Here is a 23,789-nt window from a genome sequence, read left to right as displayed (position 1 = left end):
CCCAGCCGGAGAGCGCCATGCAGGTCGTGTCCATCATTTCAACGAAGGGCGGCGTCGGCAAGACCACGACGGCCGCCAACCTGGGCGGGCTCGCCGCGGACGCGGGCCTGCGCGTGCTGCTGCTCGATCTCGACGTGCAGCCCACCTTGTCCTCCTACTACGAACTGACCCAGCGCGCGCCGGGCGGCATCTATGAGCTGTTGGCCTTCAACGAGCGCGACCTTGGCCAGCTCGTGTCCCGCACGATCATCGCGGGCCTGGACCTGGTGCTGTCCGACGACCACCGGGGCGAGCTGAACACGTTGTTGCTGCATGCGCCGGATGGCCGCCTGCGGTTGCGGCATCTGCTGCCAGCACTTGCTCCCCTCTACGACCTGGTGCTGATCGACACCCAGGGCGCGCGTTCCGTGCTGCTGGAGATGGCGGTGCTCGCCTCCGATCTCGCGCTGTCGCCCGTCACGCCGGAGATCCTCGCGGCACGCGAGCTGCGGCGCGGCACCATGCAGTTGCTCGAAGACATTGCGCCGTACCGGCACCTGGGCATCGAACCGCCGCCGCTGCACTTGCTCATCAACCGCGTCCACCCGGTGTCCGCCAACGCACGGCTGATCCAGCAGGCCTTGCGCGACCTGTTCCAGGACAGCGCCGGCATCCGCGTGCTCGCCACCGACGTGCCGGCCATAGAAGCGTATCCACGTGCCGCAACGCGCGGCCTGCCGGTGCATCGGGTCGAGCACCGCCAGCCGCCCGGCAGAGTCGCCCCTGCCGCGCTCGACACGATGCGCGCGCTCGCCAGCGAGTTGTTCCCGCAATGGCAGGACCGACTGGCTCAAGTATCCGGCCGCCCGCAGCGACCTCTTGATCCTGGGAGGCCCCATGGCGAACGCACATGAGCTGGCCCGCGGCCACAAGCGGCTGCGCGCCCTGATCGAGTTCGCGGTCGGTGAGGGCTGGCACGTCAAGCGCACGCCGGGCGGGCACCTCAAGTTCACCAAGGCCGGCTGCGCGGCGATCTACACGAGTTCGACAGCGAGTGACCACCGGGCCGAATTGAACGCCCGTGCGCAGATCCGCCGCGCCGAGCGAGAGGCCCGCATGGCGCCGGCCGGCGGTCGTGGGGACTGCGAGGGGTGCGGCCATGGCTGACATGACCTCGCAGGACATGGCAGGCAAGCTGCTCGCGGCCGGCTTCGAGCGCAGCGGCCCAGCGGCTACGGCCTTGAGCGACCCGATCGCGGACACGCCCATGGTCGTGACGCTGGACCAGTTGCGGCCCTACGACCATGACCCGCGCATGAAGCGCAACCCGGCTTACGAGGAAATCAAGGCATCCATCCGCGAGCGCGGCCTGGACGCGGCGCCGGCCATCACGCGCAGGCCCGGCGAGGACCACTACATCATCCGCAACGGCGGCAACACGCGACTGGCGATCCTGCGCGAACTCTGGTCGGAGACCAAGGAAGAACGCTTCTTCCGCATATCGTGCCTGTTCCGACCATGGCCGGAGCGCGGTGAAATCGTCGCGCTGACCGGGCATCTTGCCGAGAACGAACTGCGCGGCGGCCTCACGTTCATCGAGCGCGCGCTCGGCGTCGAGAAAGCACGGGAGTTCTACGAGCAGGAGAGCGGCGCCGCCCTGAGCCAGTCGGAACTGGCCCGCCGCCTGGCGGCCGATGGCTTCCCCGTCCAGCGGTCGCACATCACCCGCATGGCCGACGCGGTGCGCTACCTGCTGCCCGCCATTCCCACTGTGCTCTATGGCGGCCTGGGGCGCCACCAGGTCGAGCGGCTGTCGGTCATGCGCACGGCCTGCAAACGCACCTGGGAGCACTACGCCAAGGACCGTTCGCTGCCGCTGGACTTCGACAGTTTCTTTCAGGAGGTGCTGGCGCAGTTCGACACGCAGGGCGACGAGTTCGCGCCGCAGCGCGTGCAAGACGAGCTGATCGGCCAGATGTCCGAGCTGCTGGGCATCGGCTACGACGTGCTGGCGCTGGACCTGACCGAATCGGAAAGCCGCCACCGGGCGCTGGTCAGTGACCCGACGCCACCTGCGGCGCAGCCGGCGTTGCCTTCGCCCACCGCCGGCACGCCGACTCCGCCGGGCGCAGCATCGTCCATCGCCACGCCTGCAGCGGCGGCCGGTCCTCCACCCGCCAGCCCTCCGGCGTCCGAGCCCACCTTGCGCCACGACGACACGGCGGTTGGCGAAGCGGCCACGGGAAGCCAGCCGGCCGCACCGGGCGATCTGCTTCGCGAGCACATCGTCTCGCCAGCACCGACGACAGAACGGCTCCAATCGATCCAGCGCATGGTCGCCGACCAGTTGGGCGATGCGCTGCCGCCCGACTTCTCGGCGAGCGTGCTGCAGTCCATCCCGGTGCAAGCCGGCGGACTCTATCCGATCTCCGACGTCTGGTACATCGACGCCGGCCTGGACACGCCCGATCGGCTGCGCATCCACATCGCGCAGTTCGCGCGCGAGATCGCCGGGGAGGCAGGCCTGGACGAGTGCATCGAGGATCGCGCCGATGGCATCGGGTTTGCGTGCCGCGCCCGCGGCCAAGCCCCGTCGCCGCTCGGCCGCGCGGTGCTGACGCTGCTCACTTCCCTGACGGGTCAGCCCGTCGCCGAAGCGGGCCTGGACGGCGCGCAGCTCGCCGCCGACCTGCCGACCCTGTTGCACGGCCAGAGCCAAGGCCATGGCAGCGGCGCAAGGCGCTTGAGCGACACGGCGTTGGTCAAGCTCTTTCGGCTGCTGCGCCTCGCCCGGCGTCTGCTGGACCTGGAAGCCGGCACCACGGCGCCCGGGACGTGAGCGAGGGAGGCCGCATGTCCACATCGCATCCGCTCAACCAGGCCGTGATTGCCCAGGCGCTGTATGACCTTCGCAACGGCCAACTGCGCCGCTGCAAGGCCATGGGCTTCGGCGAGGCCGAGCTGGATGCGCTCAAGCACCCCGCGCTGATCAGCGTGCTGGCCAACGCCAGCGTCTCGTGGTGCTCGGTCACGGTCAACCGCGAAGTGCTGCAGCGCCTGCTCAACCAGGCACAGGACGTGGAGAAGGAAATCGCCACGGTCGATCGCATGCTGCGGCTGGGGGCCAGCACGGAGATGGTCAGCCGCTTCTATGGCCTGACCCATCAGGAAGTCGCCCTGCGGCGGGAGATCCTCGGCCTGCCCAAGCGCAAGGGGCGCCACCCCGTCCTGGACGAGACCCAGGACACCGAACTGTGGCGGCAATGGAAAGCCGTGACCAGCAGCAGGAACGTCGATCTGGAGGACGAGACCTCGATTCTCGATGCGGCCATGGACCTGGCCGAGGGCATGTCGCTGCCGCTCTCGGTGGTCTGGGCCGCGATCAGGAACTGGGTCGATCAGGGATTGGGCTAGGCCATGGCCGTGGACGACACCGCCCCACGAGCCCAGCGCCCTGGCCCCATCGCACTCGCCGACCTGTTCGACGCTGCGCTGAAGGACCTCGCGCCCAAGTCCAGCTCTGGCGCTCCCGCGTCCCTGCCTGCTCCAACGCCCACGCCTCCTACGTCCGGCGACGCCTTCCTGTTCAGTGGCAATCGGCACGAGAGCGTGCCGCGGCGGCTGTTCCTCGACCGCCGCCTGACACCGCTGGAGCGCAACGCCTGGCAGGTGTTCCGATTGATGCTCAACGACGATGGCGTCACGGCATTTCCCACCTATGAGCAGTTGCGCCCCTGGCTGGCGTCGATGCCCTGCGCAGGCCAGGCCTCCCATGAGACCGTGGCGCGGGCGCTGACGCTGCTGCGCCTGACGCGCTGGCTGAGCCTCGTGCGACGACGGCGCGACCCCAAGACCGGTCGCATCCTCGGCAACCTCTACGTCCTGCACGACGAACCGCTGACGCCGTTCGAGGCGATGCAACTCGACGCCGACTACCTGGCCCTGGTCAGCCAGTCGCTGGGGCATTCGGCCAAGGCCGTCCAGGTGGTGGGACTCAACACCCTCCAGGAGATCGCGGACGACCCGATGCTGTCCGGACGCACCTTGCCGTCGCGGCTGCAAGTGCTCGCCGAGCGCCTGGCCGACCAGGGCATCACCGCCTCCGAAAGTTATCCACAGGAGGATGCGGTCCACGATTCCGAAGAAGGGCCCGCGAGCCTTCTTCGGAATGGCGATCGCCCATCTTCGGAATCCGAAGCAGGGCCGAAACCCGCGCCAGACGGCGCTCTTCGGAATTCGAAGCAGGACCGTACAGTACGTAGTAGTCGTATTGATGAAGTACGTACTACCGCGCAGGCGCGTGCGCTGGGCGACCTGCAATGGCCCAAGCGCTTCGCGGAACTGAAGGCGGAACAGCAGGCCGGAGCCAAGATGGCGTTGCAGCAGGTGGACGCTGCCCTGCGGCAGGCCGTGCTGGACGAATGGGCCGCACGGTGCGGCAAGCATGGCATCCGCAACCCCGCCGGTTATCTGTTCGGCATCATCCAGCGCGCCATGCGCGGCGAGTTCAATGCCTGGGCCAAGCAGACCGGCCCGGCACCGCCAACACCATCGGCGGCGCGAGCGCCACCAACCGAGCCGCCGCGCAACGTCGTGCCGCCCGAGGTGGCCCGGCAGCACATCGAGCGCCTGCGCGATCTGCTGCGCAAATCCTGAGCACAGGGCTTGTCAAAGCCGTGAAGTAGATCTCCATGGCGGTCGGCAGAAACGGTCCCCTGGGGACGGCTGTGCGGTGAAGCGCCGGGCGACGGCGCGACATGCTGCGCAAAACCTGAGTAGAGCGCATGCAAGACCATGAAGCAGACCTCCATGGCGCTCAACGGAACGGTCCCCTGGGGACGGCTGCGCGGCGAAGGATCGTGTCGAACGGCAGCGCGACGTGCGGTGCAGCACGCATACCGTCAACAACCGAGGACGGGAACGCCGATGTGAGTGCCCATCTGCGGAGCGGTCCCCAGGGGACCGTTGCGCGCTGCGCCGCCAGCGCGCACAGAACCGGGGGTCGGCTCATTTCGGTTTGTTGACTGACTGCCTTCCGCTGCATGCGGATGCTGGCGGCTCCCTGTCCACCAGCGAGCGATCACCATGGCAACCAGCAACGAACCATTGCAACTCAACCTCGGCTCCCTGCGCAGCGCGATGTCGCTGACGCTGCACACCCACCACGCCTCGCGCATCTGGCATGGCCGCGCCGCCGCCGAGGGGCGACCGGGCATCGTCGGCCTGAACGGCTACATCGCCGTCATGAACAAGATGAAGCGCGGCTCGGAGCAGGACGACCCATACAGCGACTGGTGGATGCTTCGCATCGAAGACAAGCTCGACCAGACCAGGACCACGCTGCAGACGCTGCGCGACCAGGTGGACCAGGCCCTGGCCGGCGTGCCCGCCGCGTTGACCCTGGGCGAGAACCTCAACGTGCAGCCCGTCAAGCTTCCGCTGTTCGTCAATGCGCAGTTGGGCTTTGCCGCCGTCTATCTCCTGGCCGACTACGACGACATCGCGCGCAAGCTGATCCTCGCCCACCACACCGCGCTGATCGATCGCTCGACGTTGGAGCGCTGGCTCAACGAAGGTGCCCACGCGCTGCGCAGCCTGTTCAGCCTGGCCCAGCAATACCGCTACTCGGGCTGCACCCGCGACGACTTCGCGGCCAAGAACGCCGCAGCTCGGGCAGCATTGGAGAAGTTCGGCGAACTGCCGCAGGACGTGCTCGAAGGCATGCGCCGCTCGAAGTTTGCGCCGCCCGTCGTGCGCCGTGGTCTGCAACAGCGTGGTGATAGCGCTGCCGCAGCCGCATCTCCCACCGACGAAGGCGCTGCCGCCGATTCGGCCGAGGCCAAGTCCACAGCCGCCGGCGAGGACGAACCGGCATGAGCGACCCGAACCGCGAACCGCGCTACTTCCGTCGTCTGGAACAGCCAGCCTTCATGCGGCTGGAACACGCGGCCTCTCTAAAAGGCCTTTTAAAGCCTTTTAAAGGTAAAGGGGACTTCGAGGCCTGGGCCAGCCAGTGCTTCGCCATGCGCGACGAGTTGATTGCCCTGGCGCAGCGACAGGTGCTGCCACAGGCGTGCGGGCATCCCTTCCACCTGCTTCCCGTCGAGCTGGCCCAGCAGACCACTGGCGCAGGCACGACCTTTCTTCGCTGGCGCAAGCACGATCGATCGGCCATGGGCGTGGCGTTGTGGCAGGAGCTGATGGCGAGCCCCAGCACGCCGGTCAACCTGCTGCACGACCTGCACGAGATCGAACTGCAGCGCGTCATGCTGAACATGCAGATCAGCCTGCTGCACACCCTGGGCAGGCAAGCACAGGAATGCGCCAGCAAGGCCGCGCAGGCGGACAACACCTACCTGCGCCGGCTCGCGTCCGTTCCTGCCGCAGTGCGCGATCGGTGATTGCGCCTGCCATCCGAGCACGCGCCCGAGCCCAACGAGGCACGGGTATTTCAACCACCACGGAGATTCCAACATGAGCACACAATTCATCGGCGAGGGCAACATCGGATCGCCTCCCGAGTACCGCGAATTCCCCAATGGCAACGACGATCCTCGCCGGTTGCTCCGGCTGAACGTGTACTTCGACAACCCCGTCCCCACCAAGGGCGGCGAGTTCGAGGACCGCGGCGGCTTCTGGGCGCCGGTGGAACTCTGGCACCACGACGCCGACCGCTGGCAGCAGCTCTACCAGAAGGGCATGCGGGTGCTGGTCGTCGGCCGCATGGAGCGCGACCCCTGGACGGACAACGAAGATCAGCCGCGTGAGACTTGGCAGGTCAACGCGCGCAGTGTCGGCATCCTGCCGTACCGCATCGAGTCTGTGGCCCTCAGCCCGAAGCCACAGGAGGCAGAGCCGAAGCCCCAGGCCACCCAGGAATCGACGGCGCCGAAAGAGACCAAGCGCAGGAAGTGATCGGGCATGGAGGGCGGCTGCCGCAGTGCTTCGCCGCCCTCCATGCGCTGCGAATTATCCCCAGGGGATAGCTCCACCAACGTCCACCGAGTTCCACGCGCGCTCCCGGAAATCGCGGCTCTCGGCCCGCACACTTCCGGCCACGCACCTTCCCCGCACTCGCCATTTCATCGGCGTGAAAGCGGTCGCTGCCGCATGCGGCTTGTTTGCTGCTGCCAGGGGCTGCGCTCGGCATCCTCGATCCCAGCAACTCCATGAACAACAGGAATCGGGATGGACGGATATGCGGCTGTTCTTGTGCGAGAAGCCCTCCCAGGGCAAAGACATTGGCCGGATTCTCGGCGCCACGCAGCGCGGTGAAGGCTGCCTCAACGGTTCCGGCGTCACGGTCACCTGGTGCATCGGCCATCTCGTGGAGGCGGCGCCGCCCGAGGCCTACGACGAGCAGCTCAAACGATGGTCCGTTGAGCAGTTGCCCATCATTCCCCAGCACTGGCGGGTCGAGGTCAAACCGAAGACCGCCACGCAATTCAAGGTCGTCAAGGCGCTCTTGGCGAAGGCGACTCACCTGGTTATCGCCACCGATGCCGACCGCGAGGGCGAATTGATCGCCCGCGAGATCGTGGAGCTTTGCGGCTACCGCGGCCCCATCGAACGCCTGTGGCTGTCGGCGCTCAACGATGCGTCCATTCGGGCGGCACTGGGCAAGCTGCGGCCTTCGGCCGAGACGCTTTCGATGTACCACTCGGCGCTGGCGCGCTCCCGTGCGGATTGGCTCGTGGGCATGAACCTGAGCCGGCTGTTCACGGTGCTGGGGCGACAGGCGGGTTACGACGGCGTGCTGTCGGTCGGCCGCGTACAGACCCCGACGCTCAAGCTCGTTGTGGACCGCGACCGCGAGATCGCGCGCTTCGTGTCCGTACCATACTGGGCCATCGCCGTGTCCCTGTTCGCAGGCGGTTCGACTTTCGCCGCGCAATGGGTTCCACCCGATGCGTGCACCGACGACGCAGGCCGCTGCCTGCGGCAGCCGGTCGCACAGCAGACCATGCAGCAGATCCGCGCTGCGGGCAGTGCCCACGTCGTGTCGGTGGAGACTGAGCGTGTCCGCGAAGGCCCGCCGCTGCCGTTCGACCTGGGCACCTTGCAGGAAGTGTGTTCCAAGCAGCTTGGGCTGGACGTGCAGGAAACCTTGGAGATTGCCCAAGCCCTGTACGAGACGCACAAGGCCACGACGTACCCCCGCTCGGACTCCGGCTACCTGCCCGAGAGCATGTTTGCCGAAGTGCCCACCGTTCTCGACAGCCTGCTCAAGACCGATCCCTCGCTGCGCTCGATCATGGGCCAGCTCGACCGCTCGCAGCGCTCGCGCGCCTGGAACGATGGCAAGGTCACGGCGCACCACGGCATCATCCCGACGCTCGAACCGGCGAAGCTCTCCGCCATGAGCGAGAAGGAACTGGCCGTGTACAGGCTCATCCGGTCGCATTACCTGGCGCAGTTCCTCCCTCACCACGAGTTCGACCGCACTGTGGCCAAGTTTTCGTGCGGGGGGCAGAACCTGGCGGCCACGGGCAAGCAGGTTGTCATCCCGGGTTGGCGCCAGGTGCTCGCCGAGCCGCAGGCCGAAGACGGTGATGGCGAGGGCGATACTGCGGTCCGCGCCCAGGTGCTGCCCGCGCTGCCGAAACTGTATGAGGGCCTGGCATGCCAGGTGGCCGACGTCGATCTCAAGGCACTCAAGACGCTGCCGCCCAAACCGTACACGCAAGGCGAGTTGGTCAAGTCCATGAAAGGCGTCGCCAAGCTGGTGTCCGATCCCCGCCTGAAGCAGAAGCTCAAGGATACGGTTGGCATCGGCACCGAAGCGACGCGGGCCAACATCATCGGCGGCCTGATCGCTCGCGGCTACCTCGTGAAGAAGGGGCGCGCCATCCGCGCCTCGGATGCGGCTTTCACTTTGATCGATGCCGTGCCTGCGGCGATTGCCGACCCTGGCACCACCGCCGTCTGGGAACAGGCGCTCGACATGATCGAGGCCGGACAGCTCACCCTGGACGTGTTCATCGGCAAGCAGGCCGCGTGGATTTCGCAGTTGATTGCGCAGTACGGCAGCGCCTCCCTGTCCATCAAGGTTCCCCAAGGGCCGGCATGCCCGCAGTGCGGCGCACCCACGCGCCAGCGCAGCGGCAAGAGCGGCCCGTTCTGGTCGTGCAGCCGCTACCCGGACTGCAAAGGCACGCTGCCAGTCGAATCCGGCAGCTCCAAGCGCGGCGCCTCGCGCCCGCGCCGTAGCGGCCGCAAAGGCTCCTGACCGCCCCCGTTCCCCGTGAGCCGTGCCCGCCTTCGGCGGCGTGGCCCCTGTCCCGCACTCCGCCGCATGCCCTGCGGGACGCCCAGCGCGCAACGCCTTCTTGATCCGTGTGCGCGTCCCGCCCAGCCGTCCCCGGCCGCGGGACCTGAAGGTAGCTTCTCTGCGAGCCGCACCACGCGCGTTCTGTTGATCTGCGTTTCTTCCGCCCTCTGCGAAGGGTCTCCCGGTGGCTTGCCAGGCTGCACGAGCCACCGGGAGACCCTTCGTGGTCAGCGGTAATCGGTGCCGGTGCCCGCCGGTGCAAAAACGGGCTCCCTTTGTGCGCGGATGTGCGCCAGACGATGCCGGCCCCAGCCACGACATGGGCCGGGTGTGATTGCTTGATGAGCAGACGGTTCTAGCGACGACCGGGCCTGCCAATCAGCCCACGGGTGGTTCCTCTTTTCTCCCGAGCCGAAGGCCGTTGGGCCTTCGGCGCCATTCTCCTGCCCATCAACGTCCCGGCCCGGCCATTGGCCTGGGCCACACGAACAGGAGAGACGACATGCACCCTCAACCTTGCGCACCGCTGCTGTACGGCAGACGGAGGTCGAGAACGGCATGCCCGCCTATCGCGCGGCCATCGCCAATGGTACGCTCGGCTGCAGCCGAGGCCGTAGCCCAAAGGCTGGACTACCTCTTTTGCAGAGGTAAACCTCGGGATGAACTGGGCGAAAACATGCCTTATGTGCCCGCCTTACGGCGAGCTGTTTCCGATGCTTCGCGCAGGATTTCCCGCCCCCCATTCGCTGCGATTGCGGCCACGATGACGCCCAGCACCAGATCCGGGATGTTCGACCCGAACCCCATCACCAGCACCCCGGACAGCACAATCGCACCATTGACGATGGAGTCGTTGCTGGTAAAGATCGCTGACGCCTTGAAGTTCACATCTTCCCCGCGATGGCGGCGCAGTAGTCTGAGGCACACTAGGTTCAAAGCCGCGTTCAGCGCGGCCATGGCCATCATGGCTGGGCCGACAGGCTCTTCCCCTCCAGCGAAGCGGCGTAGGACTTCCAACAGCAGCAGCGCGGCCAGGCCGATTAGCAAGAAACCCGACAAGCGGGCCGCGCCCACCTTGACCGTTGCCGCACGACCGACGGCATACAGGCTAACCGCATAGACCGACGCATCGGCGAGGTTGTCCAACCCGGCGCCCATCAGCGCCGTAGAGCCAGCCCAGATGCCAAGGGCAATGCCGGCGGCGGACTGCGTCAGGTTGATCAGCAACACAGTCAGAAGAATCTTTCGGTCCTTCGCATCGCTCGCATCTAGGCGGCCCAACTCGTCGTTTTCGTGATTTCTGTGGTTTTCAGCCATGCATTGTTCCTTCCAAATCGATGGATGCTGAAGCCTGTAGCGGCTGGAGAGTCAAGGCGCAGATGCAACGAACTTGCCACAGGGTCTTCCCGGACGCCCTTGACTCTACCGTAGCTAGAAGGTTTTCCAATCCAGTCAGAGCTTTAGGACAGAACAGATGAGCACCAATGCGCCCCCTTCATTGCGACTGTCATCCGGTATGGCTGCTATCCACTGATCCGTGGCGCCACTGCGGTTGTGCTCTTCGGCGAGCTCGCGACCGGCCGGCCGTCTTTTCCGACGGAGCTACTCACAGTGATCGTCGCGCTCGCTTGTGCCGCCTTGCTAGAGGGCGGGCGGCCTTTCCACTCCCCGTTGAGCCAGTAGCGGCGTTCCAAGCTGTGGTTGGCCGTCGGCGCATGGCTCGGCTTCTTGGTCGTGCATCTGGCCTTCCAGCACTCCAATCTGGGATACCGGGTCGGGCCGTTGGGATTGTTGATCGGGGTGGCTGAAGCCCATCGCTGGCATCACAAGCGTGAGCACGAAGACGCCCAAGTCAACTACGGCGATTTCTGGATGCCCGGGGGCCACTTGTTCAGCGCTTTCCGGTCGCAAAAGCACACGCTGGGCGCCAAAGAGTGACACTCAAGAAAGATGGACTTTCCAATGGACTACGGCCCGCAGCTTGTCTATCCCTTCCGGAGCCGGCCAGCAGCGGCAAACGCTTGCGCTGCTGGCTATACGATCTTGCCCACGTCGCATTCTTGCGCGAGTCGGGCCTTGCGGCTTCTTGCGAAGCGATCGCGAGTTGCGTGGCGTGCCCATGAGTCGGGCCGCGTCGTGGCGCACTGCTACCTTGGCCTGCACCTGCACCTGCGCAGCCACGCCGCGATGCTCGGTCTGGCCTGGAGAACCCGTAAGGTGGCGGAGATTGCGGCGCGCAGGTCGTCCGGCTCGCGCTGGCTCCTGTGGGCCACGCCCTCGGTCGCACGCCGTCTCAAAACGTCAGAACCGCGCGCTTTCGCATGATGGAGCGCGGCACGTGGCTCTCAGAACTGGACCCGATCACTTCCAGCACCGATGACACGCTCGAGCTTCAGGCGGGCTCGGCCAAGCTGTTGAGAATGCCGCACTCGCGCGAGGTTCGGGCGCTATCGCAGGAGCGTCGCAGATCCATTAACTCGCGCTCCAAGGCGCGCAATTCCTTCATCTTGGTCCGCACTTGCGCGATATGAGCGTCGACCAGCGCGTTCACCTCGCCGCAGCCCAACTCTGGCCGATCCCGTAAGTTCAGCAGTTGACGGATCTCATCCAGCGTCATGTCCTTCGCCCGGCAGCGGCGGATGAACAGCAAGCGCTGCAAATGGACTTCGTCATAGAGCCTGAAGTTGCCCTCGCTACGTGCAGGCTCGGGCAGCAAGCCTTCTGACTCGTAAAAGCGCACGGTCTGCACCAAGCAATCTGCCTTCTTGCCCAGTTCACCGATCCGCATCATGGTTGCTTCCTATAAAAAACTTGACTCTATATCTACTAGAGGTTTTCTAATGATGGCATCCGGGGAAAACCTTGTCAATGAAGAGCGATCTATGAACAAAGAACCTTCCAGCCCATGCGCCTGCTCCGGCGGCAATGGCCAACAGACGGCGTGCGCCAGTGAGCAGGCCAGCACTGAAACCACCGTTTTCCACGTGAGCAACATGGATTGCCGCAATGAGGAAGCACTGGTGCGGCGAACGCTGGAGGGCATGCCCGGTGTCGAGCGGCTCCTGTTCGATCTTCCGCAGCGTTTGTTGACCATTTCGCACCGCGAAGTCTCGGCCGATGCCTTGGAGCAAGCGCTGAATTCGGTGGGCATGAAGGCTCAGGCTGTCCGAGACGCCGCCGTGTCGACCACCTACCGCATCGAGAACATGGACTGCCCGAGCGAGGAGAAACTCATCCGCTCGCACCTCGGGGCAGTCGAGGGAATTCAGGACCTCGACTTCGACCTCGCTGAGCGCACCCTGTCGGTGAAACACCTCGCTCAGGCACGCGCGCAGATGGAGCAGGTCCTGGCCTCGATCGGCATGCGCGCCAAGGAGCAGACCTTCGGCCACACGGGGCCGATCGAAGCCGCGGCTGTGATCCCATCCTCGGCCCTGCAGCAGCAACCAACCGCTGCCGTTTCCGCGCCGCCGATCGGCGAGCGGGTGACGTACCGGATCGAGAACATGGATTGCCCGACGGAAGAAGCGCTGATCCGCGACCGGCTGGGCAAGCTGCCGGGTGTGACCGCGCTCGACTTCAATCTGATGCAGCGTGTGCTGGGAGTCCAGCACACGCTGGCGACCTCAGCGCCGATCGAGAAGGCGCTTGCTTCCATTGGAATGCAGGCTGCGCGGCAGGACATGCAGACAGCCACCACGGTACTTCGCATCGCGAAGATGGACTGTCCGACCGAGGAAAGTCTGATCCGCGGCAAGCTGCAAGGCATGCCGGGCGTGCAGGGAATGGATTTCAACCTGATGCAGCGCACGCTCACGGTTCGGCACACACCCGACGCGATCAAGCCGGCAGTCGAAGCCATCGAATCGCTGGGCATGGAAGCCGAGGTCCAGAGGACTGATGAGCCGCGCGATGCCCCGGTGGCCGCGCACAAGACCAATTGGTGGCCGATGGCGGTTTCGGGCGTTGCGGCGGTGGCCGCCGAAGGCGTGTACTGGGTCAACGACGGCAATCATTGGGCCGTGATCGTGCTGGCACTGGTTTCGATCTTCACCGGCGGCCTCAGCACCTACAAGAAGGGCTGGATCGCGCTGAAGAACCTCAACCTGAACATGAACGCCCTGATGGCCATCGCGGTCACCGGCGGCATGGCGATCGGCCACTGGCCGGAGGCCGCCATGGTCATGTTCCTGTTCGCGTTGGCGGAAGTGATCGAGGCGAAGTCGCTGGACCGCGCCCGCAACGCCATTCGGGGGCTGATGGACTTGGCGCCCGAGACCGCGACCGTGCGGCAGGCCGATGGCTCATGGACAGAGCTGCCGGCCAAGGAGGTCGCAAAGGGCGCGGTGGTCCGCGTGCGTCCTGGCGAGCGCATCGCACTGGACGGCCTGATCACCTCGGGTCGATCGGCCATCAACCAGGCGCCCATCACCGGCGAGAGCCTGCCCGTCGAGAAGGCCGAAGGTGACCAGGTCTTCGCCGGAACCATCAATGAGACCGGCTCTTTCGAATACAAGGTGACCGCAGGCGCCAGCGACTCGACGCTCGCGCGCATCATCCATGCCGTGGAGTCCGCGCAGGGCAGCCGTGCGCCCACGCAGCGCTTCGTCGACCAGTTCGCCCGCGTCTACACGCCGGCGGTGTTCGCGGTGTCCGTGCTGGTTGCCGTCGTGCCGCCGCTCGCCTTCGGCGGCGCATGGTTTGACTGGGTCTACAAGGCCCTGGTACTGCTGGTGATCGCCTGCCCCTGCGCTCTGGTCATCTCCACGCCGGTCACCATCGTCAGCGGCTTGGCCGCTGCCGCCCGACGCGGCATCCTGATCAAGGGTGGCGTCTACCTGGAGGGCGGGCGCAAGCTCAAGGCGTTGGCCCTGGACAAGACCGGCACACTCACACATGGCAAGCCCGAGCAGACCGACTTCGTGCCGCTGATCGGCGAGGCGCAGGAAGTTGCCGCCTGGGCCGCAAGCCTCGCGGCACGCTCGGACCATCCTGTGTCTCAGGCCATCGCCCGCAAGGCGAACCGTGACGGCATCGCGCTGCACGAGGTCGACGACTTCGCGGCGCTGCCTGGCCGCGGCGTGCGCGGCCGCGTCGCCGGGCGCATGTTGCACATGGGCAACCACAGGCTCGCCCAGGAGCTGGGCCTGAGCGAAGCGACGCTCCAGGCTCGGCTGGAGACCCTGGAGCGCCAAGGCAAGACAGCGATCCTGCTGATGGACGATGCGACCGTGCTCGGCATTTTTGCAGTGGCCGACACCGTGAAGGAAACCAGCCGTGAGGCGGTGGCCGACCTGCAGGCGCTGGGTGTGCGCACGCTGATGCTGACGGGGGACAACCAGCACACGGCCGCGGCCATCGCTGCCCAGGTCGGAATCTCTGAAGCCCGTGGTGACCAACTGCCCGAAGACAAGCTCAAGACCATCGAAAGCCTGGTCGGCGGCGAGGGCCAGGTGGGCATGGTGGGCGACGGCATCAACGATTCGCCCGCGCTCGCCCGTGCCGACATCGGCTTCGCCATGGGCGCGGCCGGCACCGACACCGCGATCGAAACAGCCGACGTCGCCCTGATGGACGACGACCTGCGCAAGATCCCCGCCTTCATCCGGCTGTCGCGTAGCACTGCGGCGATCCTCACGCAGAACATCGTTCTGGCCCTTGGCATCAAGGCGGTGTTCCTTGCGTTGACGTTCACAGGGCATGCCACCATGTGGATGGCTGTGTTCGCTGACATGGGGGCAAGTCTTTTGGTTGTCGTCAATGGGCTGCGCCTCCTGAAGTTCAAGGCGGCATGAACAATGGATGAACCATCTCTTCGCAAGACGCAGTGGTACTCACTCGCGATCGTTATATTCGCCGGCGATCAGGCAGCTAAGAGCTACATTGACGCGACAACTCCCTTGGGTTGGTCGCACGAGGTGGCGTCATTCTTCAACCTAGTTCACGCTCTCAATCCCGGCGCGGCGTTCAGCTTCCTTGCTGGCGCGGGCGGCTGGCAGCGGTGGTTTTTTCTGGCGATCGCGTTCGCAATATCGGCATGGCTCGCATGGCTGCTCTCCCGGCCGCTGCGCAAAACGGAAGGCCTTTCGTACAGCCTCATTCTGGGCGGCGCATTGGGCAACGCGTTCGACCGCGCCACGCGCGGGCACGTTATCGACTACATCGACTTTCACCTGCACGGCTGGCACTGGCCCGCCTTCAACATCGCTGACATGACCATCGTGGGCGGGGCGATCGCGCTGGTGGCCCAGTCGTTCATGAGCGTGGAGAACCCGGCCGCCACAAAGGAGTCCCAGTGACATTGGGACGATCCGGAAATTCGCAATGCACACGGTGCAGGACACCAATCTGAAGAGAACGGCCCCCAGCATGAGCGGCCGCGGCTTGGCCCTCATGCTAGCGCCCACCGCCGCTTTTGCTGCAACGCCCTGTTGCGATGGCGGCGATTGCTGCAACGACGTCGCAATGCCTTGCTGTGAATAAACAGCACGCAAGCCAGTTGACCTGGCAATTATGAAAGTCCATCACGGCGATGCTGGCCTTTTTCGTTCCAATGAGCCGTCACGGAGAGGTGATGATGAAGCTATGCCGGGATCCTGCAAGCTTTAGGACGGTCTTCTTTACCGCATAGCGATATGCTGATGTCACCCGTTCGCCTCGCCTGGCAAGTACAAGTAGTTCGTCGCGGTTTTCTGGCCGTGTCCGCCCGCTTCGCTGGCCCTTTTGCCCCAAACAAGCGCAATCATGCCTGCGTTACCACCAAAGTTCGCCCCCGCCAGTTGCTGTTCCTAAAGGGCATCAAGCTCAACGCCATCGCCGACCGGCCAGCGTATTTCGCATCGCTGCGTGCCCGTCGGGGCCAGCCCATCGTCATCCTCGCAGAGCTGGGACCGGACGAGGCATTCGCCCTGTGGAAGCAGCATGTACTGGGCGACAGGCCTCGCTGACCCAGTTTCGCCTCATCCTCCTGACAGCCCCGCACTTATTGCGGGGCTTTCTTTTTTCCGCGTTCGCCAATCGGGGCTGTTGCAAATGCCGATTTCCGGCTGACGCGGCTCGCCTCGCGCATGAAGCTGCCCGCATGTGTCGCTGATTCGTCAGCACCATGCCAGCAGCCAGAGTTTCCAGGCTGCCGCGGATTCTTTCCGCGCTACCCGCCAGTCCGCCATCGCATCGAGTCTGCGGACGCGCGTCACCCGTGACGCCGATGCTTTTTTCTCAACCGCGTGCGGGAGCTGCCATCCCGTGAGGGACGAGGCCCCGCTTTTTCCAAGGAGCCCGTCCATGTCCCAGCAAGCCTCTTTCGGCCAGTTGGCCTTGATCCATTGCGGCAAGTTCCTGCCGCTCGAAATCCTGCATAGCGCCGCCGGCCACTACATCGGCACGCGCGATACAGAAGGTCCCGTTTCGCGGGAATCCTGCCAGTACTTCCGCAGCTATGCCGCGGCTCAACGTGCCCTCGAAAGAGGCGGCTGGTCCCAGCTCGCCACACCCTGATCCAACTGGAGGAACCACGTCATGAACCAGCTTTTGCCCCAGGAAGTCGTCGATCAGATCATGCGGGAAGAGCAGCATTTCGCCGCCGCGCCCCAAGCCTTCTTCGAGGTCTGGAAGCGCGGCGTCGAGATCGCAGGCCCGCAATGGTTTGGCGACGGCACGCGCGAAGGCCTGAACCAGGCAAAGAGCAAGTGGGATCTGCGTCCCGACATGCTGCGTGCCAACGACGCACTCGGCGTCCTGAGCAGCGGGGAACGCATGTTCCTGTCCGCCATGTTCAGCTTCTACAACGCGCGCGAGGGCGGTGCCATGCTCAAGCGCTGCCACTTCCAAGGACTGTCGGACTTCGATGGTCTCGATCTGCAACGCCGCAAGGTCATCGCCGATCTGTTGGTGAACTACAGCGGTTGGTGAGCCGGTCTGCGGCATACCACCGTCTTTTTGTTCACTGCCCATGAGGGACATGCGTCCACGCGGCCATGTCCCTCGATTTTTCTTCCGTCAGCCTGCGCCGATTGGCCCAAAGCCCTCGATCAGTGCCGCCTGACGCTTTTTCCACTTTCAACCCACCGGGGTTCAATTCCCGGTGGCGGGAATTGGCTCCATTATTCAATCTGGAGAAATTCCATGACCCAGAATCCCAATCCCTTTGTACGCGGCTACTGGAATCTGAGAGTCGTCCGAACGCTGTGCATCTGCTACGGGGACGGAAGCCCGCATGTCTGGCGATCCATCCACACGAGCCAAGCGCATCTTTCCGACAACGACCTGATCTCATCGCCTTGCATCGTCACCAGCGACTTCGCGTTGATCAAAAGCGGCACTGACGCCATCAGCGACGAGCTGATTGCTGAATGTGATGCTGTTGAAGGCATCAACGGCGAAGGCGTGGTGGGCGCCGTGGTCTATGCCATCCATGGCGACGACCTCGACGGCCGCCCGGTCCATGTCGGTGATACCTATTCGGCCGAAGCCGCGCGAGACGTGGTGCAGCGGTTGAGTTTCGAGACCGGCTATTACAGCCGGTGCTGGGAAGTCAGCAGCGCGCACATCTGCCAGGAAACCGGCCAGTACCTCGCCAACCTGGCAGACCTCGCCACGCCGGAGGCTTTTCTGTTCATCGCCTTTCGGGTTCCGTACAGCCCGGCGATTGGCGTCAAGCTGATCTCCACGCCCTGGACAGACAAGAACCTGGAATATGCCGAGGGCATCAGTGCTGAGCAGCTTCGACAGGAGCACCGCGACAAGGGCATGCCTGACGACCTGGCGAACATCCTTGAACTGGCCGGCCAGGCAGATGTGCGCATCCTCATCCTCGATGCCGACGCACCCGCGCTACTGGGCTTGCCACTGGCCGAGACCTAGCAGACACGCGACGCGCAAGCCTTCCCCTTTATCCCCCATATGCCAGCCCGCCTCCCACCAGGAGCCGGGCTGGTTCAATTCCATAGGAGCAATCTCATGTTCCCCGATCTCATCTTGCCCACGCCCGACTTCGAGAATCAGCTTGGAGCCTGCGTCAACGCCATGAGCCAGGACGACGCCATCGGCCAGATCCTGGTGTTCGAGCGCATGAGCGGTACGCTGCACATGCGCCATATCGACAGCGCCGATCTGGTGGACACCGACATTGACGACTACGAAATGGTCGTATTCGACGGTGGCAACACAAGCGGCGACACGTGGAAGCACGTGTTCTTCCCGCGTCAGCGAGAACACTACTTCGTGTACGAAGCCTGACCCCCAAGCCCCTTTCGAGGGGCTTTTTCTCGCCCGCAGCGCTGGAAAGCGGGTGCGATGGGGTGCCGTTTCCTGCAAGCGGGCCGCTTACTCCCGGGCCATTCTTGCCCCATGTTCGTCGGCGTTGCCGACACATGCCCAGGCAGCCAAGACCTTCAAGGCTGCAAGCACGGGAAGCCGTGCTGGTCGATGTTTTCCACGGACGTACCGCGTCCATCCACACCACCCACAAGGGACCTCTCCCTTGCGGGCGGGGAATCCCTTGTTTCTTCCTCAAGGAGATTCCCATGGACCGTTCCCTCATCAAATCCATGATGCCTTCGCTAGTCGCAGGCCACGTGCCCCGCAACGTGCGGTCGTTCAAGTACCGCGTGTTCGACGATCAGCCGCAATCTTCGACATTGGGCTTCGCCGTCGACCCCCAGCCCTTCGACGGGAAGGTAGTCGCCATCACCGACGATGCCATCGTCGTCAAGCTCAAGCCGAGCGAGTTCGCTGTGCTCGATTCCAAGCTGGTGACCACCGTCCCCGACGAAGGCGCCAAGGTGCATGTCCAACCCTACGCACGGCGCCGTTTCGATGGGCTGCGGGCGGACACGCCGGAAGAGCGCACCGAGATGACGTCCGACGGCATTCCCTACACCGTCAAGACGCACATCCTCGGCTCCGCGCCGGCCAAGCTGCCCATTCCCGAGCCGCAGTGCATGGAGCTGGGTCAGCTCATCCAGCAGTTGGAGGAAATGCCGGCGCCCGATGGCTTCCGGCGCATCACCCACATGCTGGTCGATGCGGGTGCCCGGGATTTCACCTGGGTCGATCCGACGCCGTCCAAGATCATCGAGACGCCTCCGGCGATCAGCTTCACGGTCTCGACCGCGAAGTTCGAGGGCCGGGTGACGGTGCTGTACGACCGAGGCGGCGACACCTACGTGGTGGAGCTGCATCGCGACGGCGAATTGGTCGATCGGCATGACGAGGTGTATTTCGACATGCTCGGCGAAGTGCTGGAGCGACTCATCGACGACGGACGTTGGCGCCTGATCGATGTGAGCGTGATCGACGCCAAGGCTACCCGGCAGCGCCAGGCGGTGCCGGCATGACGCCGGAAACTGAATCCTGCCGGTTCTACGGCTGACCCGTGGGTCCCGCCACGAAGTTTCGCCCATGGGCCATGTGCCCACAGGCCCTCCATCCATGCGGATGGAGGGCCTTTTCTCTATTCCACATAGGAGATTTCAACCATGTCACTGCGATTCAAAGGCTCCGACCTGCGCCCCGTGCTGACCGAGGCCATCGCCAGCCAATGCCGCGTCATCCTGGTCAAGGACCAGGGCGTGTACTTCCTCGCCGAGCAGGGAGAGCGCCGCCCGGATGGGCGTGTGAAGCTGCTGGCCTATGCCGTCGGCTGCAACCCGGATACCGACCCGTTCGACGACTGGTGGGAACTGGCGCGCGCCGAACTGGGCGGCGACGACTTCGGGGAGTACTTCGACCCGAAGGACGGCGTATTCACGCGCATCCTGCACACCGAAGACGACCTGATGCTGTCGGCCACCGCCACACATCTGTCGCTGGAGGTGGTGCCTCCCGCATAGCGCGGCAACCGCCACTCGACTCTCGCAGCCCCCCACACCGGGGGCTTTCTTTTGCGCTGAGCCGGGCTGCGTGGACAAAGGGAAACGCGCGGATGCCAATTGATTGCTGTCGCGCGCGCGAGGCCCGGCCATGCTGACCCCATGCCTGCTGACGCTGTCAGCGACATGCCAGGCAACCATCGGTCTTCGAGGTTGCGGCGCAGTTTCCACTGCGTGACCGAGCCAGCTCGCACCGCATCCATCCGCGAGCGGCCACCAGTCCCTGGTGGCGGATGCTTTCGCCTTATCAACCCACCGCGGGGTTACGCACCTTTCCCCGCATGCGTGGGCTCGGTGTGTCTCCGCTTTTCCCTATGGAGATTCACCATGAACACCACTTCCAACGAGAAATCGTATTTCGACCTCCACACCTCGGGCATCGGCTACCTCCAGCGTGTCCGTGAGGTGCCCGTCAGGGGCGGCCGCCGTGCGCAGCCCTTCCTGGCCTGCACCATCGCCGCGCTGGTCGGCCCCGCCAGGGACCCGAGCTACCGCTACTTCGACGTCAAGGTCTCGGGTGCCGAGGCCAAGAAGCTCGTTCAGCGCTACATCGGCGTTGACGATTCCAAGCAGCGACCGCTGGTGCGCTTTCGCCTCGGCGACCTCTGGGGCGATGCCTACATCCGCGACAAGGGCGAACAGAAAGGCCAGGCCGCCGCATCCCTCAAGGCGCGACTGCTCAAGGCCGAGCTGATCGAGCGGGCCGAACTGGCTTCGATCGAGCAGCACGAGTTGATCACCCGTGGCATCGGCTACCTCAACCGTCCGAAGGACGTCACCCCCAAGGATGGTGACCCGTTCCTGTCGTGCTCCATCGCCGCGCTGGCCGGACCTGTCGATGAACCGGAATATCGGTACTTCGACACGATCGTCGCCACCCCTGAAGCCGAGCATCTGGTTCGCCGATGCGTGCAGGCCATCGAAGGGGATCGCAAGGTGCTGATCGCCTTTCGTCTGAACGACATGAAGATCGATCCGTACATCCGCACCAAGGGCGAGCACGCTGGGGAACCGGCCGCAAGCCTGGAATCGACGCTGGTCCACATCGGTCTGATCAAGATCGACGGCACCCAGGTCTATCCGACGAGCCAGGCGCATGCCGAGGCAGCGCCAGCGGAGGACGCACCCGCGTCCGAAGCCGCCAACGCCATCGACACTGCCGCCGACGCCGTTTCCTACCAATCTGCCGAGCCCGCCGAGCGCGAGCCCGAATGTGCAGTCGAGGAGCAGGAGCCGGCATTGGCTGCTTCGTTCTGATCCGGCACGGCCCCTCACGGGGCCTTGCCTTTTTCCTATTCGTCCAAGGAGAACCATCATGGCAGCCACATCGGCACCTACGAGATCAGCCCTACCCATCGTCGTCCCGGGCCAGCTCACGTTGCGGACCATCCGGGGCAAGAACGGCCCGTTCACGGTTGGGCGCCTTTCTACCCCCATCGGCGAGTTCGCGGTTAAAGACGCGGAGTTGGAGCAGTACCCCGAAGGAAAGTACGACGGGGATTTCGTCATTCGCTACATCTTCGCGAAGTCCTATCCGGTCGCGGGCGGCGCGCGGTTTGAAGTGCGCGCAAACCTCGACGGCATGACGCTCAACGGCATCGACAAACTGAGTCGTGATGAGGCCCGCAGCTTCGCCACCCAGGAAGTCGATCCACTCGATGAAGAGCTGGGGACGCAGCCTGCGGAAACGCCGGCCAAGCCCGCCAAGGCCTCCAGACCCGCCAAGCCCGCACCCGTGCAGGCCTCGGCGGACCCGCTGGTCGATACCACGCCCTTCGGTGTGGATGCACCGACGCCCGCTGCGGCGGCTGCCCCTGGCAGCACCGAAGAGGGCGACGTTGCTTTGTTCGGCTTGCTCTGGCCGCTGGGCGATTCCGTGAAATTGGATTCGACCATCGACCGCCGCGCCCTGCGCGCGCAGATCGCCCGCCTGGGCGATCTGGGCTACGCGCTGGACTTCAAAACGCAGGAGTGGAGCCGCCAGGCCGAACTGCAACCTGCGTGATCGCAGACACCGCATGCGCGGTGTTCTTCATCCACCCGCCGGGGCTCTTTCCCTATGCGGGGAGGCCCCCGGCTTTCTTCTGGAGGTCTCCATCATGTCCACCATCGATTGCGATACACCCCGTTCTTCGCTGGGTGAACCCGCGTGGCGAGCTGTTTGCAAGACAGCCGCCGAGCACGCCCAGCGTGGTTGTGGCCTGTCCTGGGACCACTGGGTCACGCTTTTCAGTTCGGAGATCGACGCGCAAGCCAGTCGATTGCCGGAAGAGCAACGCGCACAGGCGCTGCAGATCGCACAGGAATGGGGCTACGCCACACCGGCCGAAAGGCAGGAAACCCAGGACTGGAACGCCGAAAACGGCTACTGCTCGCACGGAATCGAACTGGGTTATTGCCCGTCCGGTTGCGATTCGGACTATTGAGGTCCGGCACACGTCATCGCCGCTTGCGCGGCTTTTCTCCACCCCTTGGGGCAGCACCTGCCTCAGGGGCGGTGCTGTTTCCGATTCACCGAGGACATCACCATGAGTCGGCACTACTTCGACACCGTTCACAAGGGCTTTCCCATCACCGTCGTACTGGGCTGGGACCGGCCGGCAAATTACTTCTTCCTATTCATCGAAAAGCCGGCCGAGCTGATCGACGATACCGCGAAGGTCGAGAGCGACGACTTCTTGTACAGCAACCTGCACGAGAGCGACCCGTTCAACCACTACCTGGACTACTACCGAGTGGTCCTGCGCCATTTCCACATCGACGTGCCCGAAAGCATGTTCACCGAAGTCCAACAGGACTGCGAGGGCAACGTTGGCAACCGTGTAGTCAAGCATCAGGCCGACGGCTCGTTCACCGAACAGACGTTCTGAACGCCCAAGCGGATCGAACACCTTATCCGCATTCCTTCATCCCTAACGGGGCATTCGCTGCCCCTGCGGGCGGTGCTGCCCCTCATTTCATCGAGGACACCACCATGCACGCACACACTTCATCCACCACGCTGTTCCACATCGACGAATGCCCGGACGTTATGGCCGACGCTTGCGTCGGCGATGACCAGGGCAACCTGATCTTCCTGTCCATCTGGGCGCGCGACACCGCCGTCCAGCAGTTCCTTGCACGCCTGACCCTCGGGCGCGACGAGCAGGGACTGGACCAGTTCCACGTCATCACCGACCAGGGCGGCAGCGTCCCGGTATTCATCGGCAACGTCGATCGCCTGGAAAAGCGCATCACGCGCGCCTACCGGCGAACGCTGTTCGGTTCGCTGTCCAACGTGTGGCTGTTCGACCGGCGCTGCGTCAAGCCCGACAAGGCCAACGCCAGCGCATTGGCACTGCTGCCACGTGACAGCGCCCACCGGCTTGACCGCCTGTGGATGCTGGTGCGGGACACCTGCCCGTTGCCGCTGCTCGACCACTGGCGCGAGACCGTGCTGGAACTGCTGCAAAGCCGCGAGATGCTGGCCCGCCTTCCGTCCGCCCTCGGGCCGCTGGAAGGCCATCGGCTCGCCATCGACGTGCCGGCGCTGAGCTTGGCGCTGGGCTCCCTGATCCGCAGTGACGCGCTCACCGCCTATCCCTATCCGGCCAAGATTTGGACGCCGGAAGCGGTGGCGGCTTGACCCACCCTCGGAGGCACGCCTTGGCGTGCTTCCGTCATTCATC

Annotated in this window: 27 protein-coding genes and 1 pseudogene; 26 read left to right on the top strand and 2 right to left on the bottom strand. The window is 64.8% G+C overall.

Annotated features, from left to right (window positions below):
• Positions 1-17: 17 nt before the first annotated feature.
• From ACODSV_RS11790 to ACODSV_RS11750, 9 genes are all read left to right on the top strand, one after another.
• The gene (locus ACODSV_RS11790; RefSeq protein WP_003098988.1) at positions 18-893 is read left to right on the top strand and encodes a ParA family protein; all 876 of its coding nucleotides are present in this window, start codon (positions 18-20) and stop codon (positions 891-893) included.
• Complete coding sequence (locus ACODSV_RS11785) at positions 877-1,146, top strand: hypothetical protein (protein WP_003050422.1); 270 nt, start codon at positions 877-879, stop codon at positions 1,144-1,146. Before ACODSV_RS11790 ends, ACODSV_RS11785 begins: the two co-directional genes overlap by 17 nt.
• Positions 1,139-2,818 carry a ParB family protein gene (locus ACODSV_RS11780; protein WP_004350508.1) on the top strand — a complete coding sequence of 560 codons (1,680 nt, stop codon included), beginning with the start codon at positions 1,139-1,141 and terminating at the stop codon, positions 2,816-2,818. Before ACODSV_RS11785 ends, ACODSV_RS11780 begins: the two co-directional genes overlap by 8 nt.
• Positions 2,819-2,832: 14 nt before the next feature.
• Positions 2,833-3,393 carry a DUF2857 domain-containing protein gene (locus tag ACODSV_RS11775; RefSeq protein ID WP_003090097.1) on the top strand — a complete coding sequence of 187 codons (561 nt, stop codon included), beginning with the start codon at positions 2,833-2,835 and terminating at the stop codon, positions 3,391-3,393.
• 3 nt (positions 3,394-3,396) lie between these two features.
• Complete coding sequence (locus tag ACODSV_RS11770; protein ID WP_003116837.1) at positions 3,397-4,635, top strand: STY4528 family pathogenicity island replication protein; 1,239 nt, start codon at positions 3,397-3,399, stop codon at positions 4,633-4,635.
• A 429-nt stretch (positions 4,636-5,064) separates the two neighbouring features.
• On the top strand, positions 5,065-5,856 hold the full coding sequence (locus tag ACODSV_RS11765) for a PFL_4669 family integrating conjugative element protein (RefSeq protein WP_003098981.1): 792 nt from the start codon (positions 5,065-5,067) through the stop codon (positions 5,854-5,856).
• Positions 5,853-6,380, top strand: a complete 528-nt coding sequence (locus ACODSV_RS11760) for a DUF3158 family protein (protein WP_003098978.1) — start codon at positions 5,853-5,855, stop codon at positions 6,378-6,380. Before ACODSV_RS11765 ends, ACODSV_RS11760 begins: the two co-directional genes overlap by 4 nt.
• 73 nt (positions 6,381-6,453) lie before the next feature.
• The gene (locus ACODSV_RS11755; RefSeq protein ID WP_003098976.1) at positions 6,454-6,894 is read left to right on the top strand and encodes a single-stranded DNA-binding protein; all 441 of its coding nucleotides are present in this window, start codon (positions 6,454-6,456) and stop codon (positions 6,892-6,894) included.
• Positions 6,895-7,177: 283 nt separating this feature from the next.
• Positions 7,178-9,208: a DNA topoisomerase III gene (locus ACODSV_RS11750; protein ID WP_003116834.1), complete on the top strand. Its 2,031-nt coding sequence runs from the start codon at positions 7,178-7,180 to the stop codon at positions 9,206-9,208.
• A 723-nt stretch (positions 9,209-9,931) separates the two neighbouring features.
• Here the strand turns inward: ACODSV_RS11750 and ACODSV_RS11745 are convergent.
• Positions 9,932-10,567, bottom strand: a complete 636-nt coding sequence (locus ACODSV_RS11745) for a cation efflux transmembrane domain-containing protein (protein ID WP_003098972.1) — start codon at positions 10,565-10,567, stop codon at positions 9,932-9,934.
• A 411-nt stretch (positions 10,568-10,978) separates the two neighbouring features.
• Here ACODSV_RS11745 and ACODSV_RS11740 point away from each other — a divergent pair, with 411 nt between their 5' ends.
• Complete coding sequence (locus ACODSV_RS11740; RefSeq protein WP_014747696.1) at positions 10,979-11,188, top strand: sterol desaturase family protein; 210 nt, start codon at positions 10,979-10,981, stop codon at positions 11,186-11,188.
• Positions 11,189-11,200: 12 nt separating this feature from the next.
• Positions 11,201-11,575, top strand: coding sequence for a DUF3703 domain-containing protein (locus ACODSV_RS11735; protein ID WP_055312603.1), 375 nt, complete (start codon positions 11,201-11,203; stop codon positions 11,573-11,575).
• A 67-nt stretch (positions 11,576-11,642) separates the two neighbouring features.
• Here the strand turns inward: ACODSV_RS11735 and cadR are convergent, their stop codons facing one another.
• Positions 11,643-12,041 (bottom strand): Cd(II)/Pb(II)-responsive transcriptional regulator, encoded by a 399-nt coding sequence (gene cadR / locus ACODSV_RS11730; protein ID WP_003098965.1) that lies wholly within the window; start codon positions 12,039-12,041, stop codon positions 11,643-11,645.
• Here cadR and ACODSV_RS11725 point away from each other — a divergent pair.
• The 15 genes and pseudogenes from ACODSV_RS11725 to ACODSV_RS11655 all read left to right on the top strand — a co-directional run.
• Positions 12,040-12,366, top strand: a pseudogene (locus tag ACODSV_RS11725) (heavy-metal-associated domain-containing protein); the annotation flags it as partial. The gene cadR and the pseudogene ACODSV_RS11725 sit on opposite strands and share 2 nt — an antisense overlap.
• 33 nt (positions 12,367-12,399) lie before the next feature.
• The gene (locus tag ACODSV_RS11720; protein ID WP_425311436.1) at positions 12,400-15,045 is read left to right on the top strand and encodes a heavy metal translocating P-type ATPase; all 2,646 of its coding nucleotides are present in this window, start codon (positions 12,400-12,402) and stop codon (positions 15,043-15,045) included.
• A 3-nt stretch (positions 15,046-15,048) separates the two neighbouring features.
• Positions 15,049-15,549 (top strand): signal peptidase II, encoded by a 501-nt coding sequence (lspA, locus tag ACODSV_RS11715; protein ID WP_034137618.1) that lies wholly within the window; start codon positions 15,049-15,051, stop codon positions 15,547-15,549.
• A 342-nt stretch (positions 15,550-15,891) separates the two neighbouring features.
• A complete protein-coding gene (locus ACODSV_RS11710) occupies positions 15,892-16,197 on the top strand; it encodes a hypothetical protein (RefSeq protein WP_223656317.1) in 306 nt (101 codons plus the stop codon).
• 337 nt (positions 16,198-16,534) lie between these two features.
• Positions 16,535-16,747 carry a hypothetical protein gene (locus tag ACODSV_RS11705; RefSeq protein WP_003116833.1) on the top strand — a complete coding sequence of 71 codons (213 nt, stop codon included), beginning with the start codon at positions 16,535-16,537 and terminating at the stop codon, positions 16,745-16,747.
• Positions 16,748-16,768: 21 nt separating this feature from the next.
• Entirely contained in the window at positions 16,769-17,161 is a 393-nt protein-coding gene (locus ACODSV_RS11700) for a hypothetical protein (RefSeq protein WP_003098949.1), read from the top strand.
• A gap of 213 nt (positions 17,162-17,374) precedes the next feature.
• A complete protein-coding gene (locus ACODSV_RS11695; protein WP_003098947.1) occupies positions 17,375-18,112 on the top strand; it encodes a DUF5983 family protein in 738 nt (245 codons plus the stop codon).
• Positions 18,113-18,208: 96 nt separating this feature from the next.
• The gene (locus ACODSV_RS11690) at positions 18,209-18,487 is read left to right on the top strand and encodes a hypothetical protein (RefSeq protein ID WP_003108989.1); all 279 of its coding nucleotides are present in this window, start codon (positions 18,209-18,211) and stop codon (positions 18,485-18,487) included.
• 287 nt (positions 18,488-18,774) lie between these two features.
• Complete coding sequence (locus ACODSV_RS11685; protein WP_006226009.1) at positions 18,775-19,587, top strand: hypothetical protein; 813 nt, start codon at positions 18,775-18,777, stop codon at positions 19,585-19,587.
• Between the two features lie 141 nt (positions 19,588-19,728).
• Positions 19,729-20,082, top strand: coding sequence for a DUF3085 domain-containing protein (locus ACODSV_RS11680; protein WP_006226010.1), 354 nt, complete (start codon positions 19,729-19,731; stop codon positions 20,080-20,082).
• A gap of 366 nt (positions 20,083-20,448) precedes the next feature.
• Positions 20,449-21,378: a DUF3577 domain-containing protein gene (locus ACODSV_RS11675; protein WP_006226011.1), complete on the top strand. Its 930-nt coding sequence runs from the start codon at positions 20,449-20,451 to the stop codon at positions 21,376-21,378.
• Positions 21,379-21,436: 58 nt separating this feature from the next.
• The gene (locus tag ACODSV_RS11670) at positions 21,437-22,126 is read left to right on the top strand and encodes a DUF3275 family protein (protein ID WP_006226012.1); all 690 of its coding nucleotides are present in this window, start codon (positions 21,437-21,439) and stop codon (positions 22,124-22,126) included.
• A 94-nt stretch (positions 22,127-22,220) separates the two neighbouring features.
• Positions 22,221-22,547: a hypothetical protein gene (locus tag ACODSV_RS11665; RefSeq protein ID WP_006226013.1), complete on the top strand. Its 327-nt coding sequence runs from the start codon at positions 22,221-22,223 to the stop codon at positions 22,545-22,547.
• A gap of 102 nt (positions 22,548-22,649) precedes the next feature.
• Positions 22,650-22,991 (top strand): hypothetical protein, encoded by a 342-nt coding sequence (locus tag ACODSV_RS11660; protein WP_006226014.1) that lies wholly within the window; start codon positions 22,650-22,652, stop codon positions 22,989-22,991.
• 104 nt (positions 22,992-23,095) lie between these two features.
• Entirely contained in the window at positions 23,096-23,746 is a 651-nt protein-coding gene (locus tag ACODSV_RS11655; RefSeq protein ID WP_008266552.1) for a hypothetical protein, read from the top strand.
• The last annotated feature ends 43 nt before the right edge of the window (positions 23,747-23,789 follow it).

This window comes from Pseudomonas sp. FG86 (genome assembly GCF_057808775.1).
The sequence above is the reverse complement of the archived record's forward strand: the minus strand, read 5'-3'. Positions and strand labels throughout refer to the sequence as shown.

Excerpts from the sequence above, each read along its gene's own strand:
- ACODSV_RS11770 (WP_003116837.1), top strand. The coding sequence starts at position 3,397 with ATGGCCGTGGACGACACCGCCCCACGAGCCCAGCGCCCTGGCCCCATC.
- ACODSV_RS11765 (WP_003098981.1), top strand. The coding sequence starts at position 5,065 with ATGGCAACCAGCAACGAACCATTGCAACTCAACCTCGGCTCCCTGCGC.
- ACODSV_RS11680 (WP_006226010.1), top strand. The coding sequence starts at position 19,729 with ATGTCACTGCGATTCAAAGGCTCCGACCTGCGCCCCGTGCTGACCGAG.
- lspA (WP_034137618.1), top strand. The coding sequence starts at position 15,049 with ATGGATGAACCATCTCTTCGCAAGACGCAGTGGTACTCACTCGCGATC.
- ACODSV_RS11775 (WP_003090097.1), top strand. The coding sequence starts at position 2,833 with ATGTCCACATCGCATCCGCTCAACCAGGCCGTGATTGCCCAGGCGCTG.
- ACODSV_RS11695 (WP_003098947.1), top strand. The coding sequence starts at position 17,375 with ATGACCCAGAATCCCAATCCCTTTGTACGCGGCTACTGGAATCTGAGA.
- ACODSV_RS11760 (WP_003098978.1), top strand. The coding sequence starts at position 5,853 with ATGAGCGACCCGAACCGCGAACCGCGCTACTTCCGTCGTCTGGAACAG.
- ACODSV_RS11655 (WP_008266552.1), top strand. The coding sequence starts at position 23,096 with ATGCACGCACACACTTCATCCACCACGCTGTTCCACATCGACGAATGC.
- ACODSV_RS11660 (WP_006226014.1), top strand. The coding sequence starts at position 22,650 with ATGAGTCGGCACTACTTCGACACCGTTCACAAGGGCTTTCCCATCACC.
- ACODSV_RS11685 (WP_006226009.1), top strand. The coding sequence starts at position 18,775 with ATGGACCGTTCCCTCATCAAATCCATGATGCCTTCGCTAGTCGCAGGC.
- ACODSV_RS11670 (WP_006226012.1), top strand. The coding sequence starts at position 21,437 with ATGGCAGCCACATCGGCACCTACGAGATCAGCCCTACCCATCGTCGTC.
- ACODSV_RS11665 (WP_006226013.1), top strand. The coding sequence starts at position 22,221 with ATGTCCACCATCGATTGCGATACACCCCGTTCTTCGCTGGGTGAACCC.
- ACODSV_RS11750 (WP_003116834.1), top strand. The coding sequence starts at position 7,178 with ATGCGGCTGTTCTTGTGCGAGAAGCCCTCCCAGGGCAAAGACATTGGC.
- ACODSV_RS11780 (WP_004350508.1), top strand. The coding sequence starts at position 1,139 with ATGGCTGACATGACCTCGCAGGACATGGCAGGCAAGCTGCTCGCGGCC.
- ACODSV_RS11720 (WP_425311436.1), top strand. The coding sequence starts at position 12,400 with ATGAAGGCTCAGGCTGTCCGAGACGCCGCCGTGTCGACCACCTACCGC.
- ACODSV_RS11785 (WP_003050422.1), top strand. The coding sequence starts at position 877 with ATGGCGAACGCACATGAGCTGGCCCGCGGCCACAAGCGGCTGCGCGCC.
- ACODSV_RS11710 (WP_223656317.1), top strand. The coding sequence starts at position 15,892 with ATGTCACCCGTTCGCCTCGCCTGGCAAGTACAAGTAGTTCGTCGCGGT.
- cadR (WP_003098965.1), bottom strand. The coding sequence starts at position 12,041 with ATGATGCGGATCGGTGAACTGGGCAAGAAGGCAGATTGCTTGGTGCAG.
- ACODSV_RS11745 (WP_003098972.1), bottom strand. The coding sequence starts at position 10,567 with ATGGCTGAAAACCACAGAAATCACGAAAACGACGAGTTGGGCCGCCTA.
- ACODSV_RS11790 (WP_003098988.1), top strand. The coding sequence starts at position 18 with ATGCAGGTCGTGTCCATCATTTCAACGAAGGGCGGCGTCGGCAAGACC.
- ACODSV_RS11675 (WP_006226011.1), top strand. The coding sequence starts at position 20,449 with ATGAACACCACTTCCAACGAGAAATCGTATTTCGACCTCCACACCTCG.
- ACODSV_RS11705 (WP_003116833.1), top strand. The coding sequence starts at position 16,535 with ATGTCCCAGCAAGCCTCTTTCGGCCAGTTGGCCTTGATCCATTGCGGC.
- ACODSV_RS11755 (WP_003098976.1), top strand. The coding sequence starts at position 6,454 with ATGAGCACACAATTCATCGGCGAGGGCAACATCGGATCGCCTCCCGAG.
- ACODSV_RS11700 (WP_003098949.1), top strand. The coding sequence starts at position 16,769 with ATGAACCAGCTTTTGCCCCAGGAAGTCGTCGATCAGATCATGCGGGAA.
- ACODSV_RS11690 (WP_003108989.1), top strand. The coding sequence starts at position 18,209 with ATGTTCCCCGATCTCATCTTGCCCACGCCCGACTTCGAGAATCAGCTT.
- ACODSV_RS11735 (WP_055312603.1), top strand. The coding sequence starts at position 11,201 with ATGGACTTTCCAATGGACTACGGCCCGCAGCTTGTCTATCCCTTCCGG.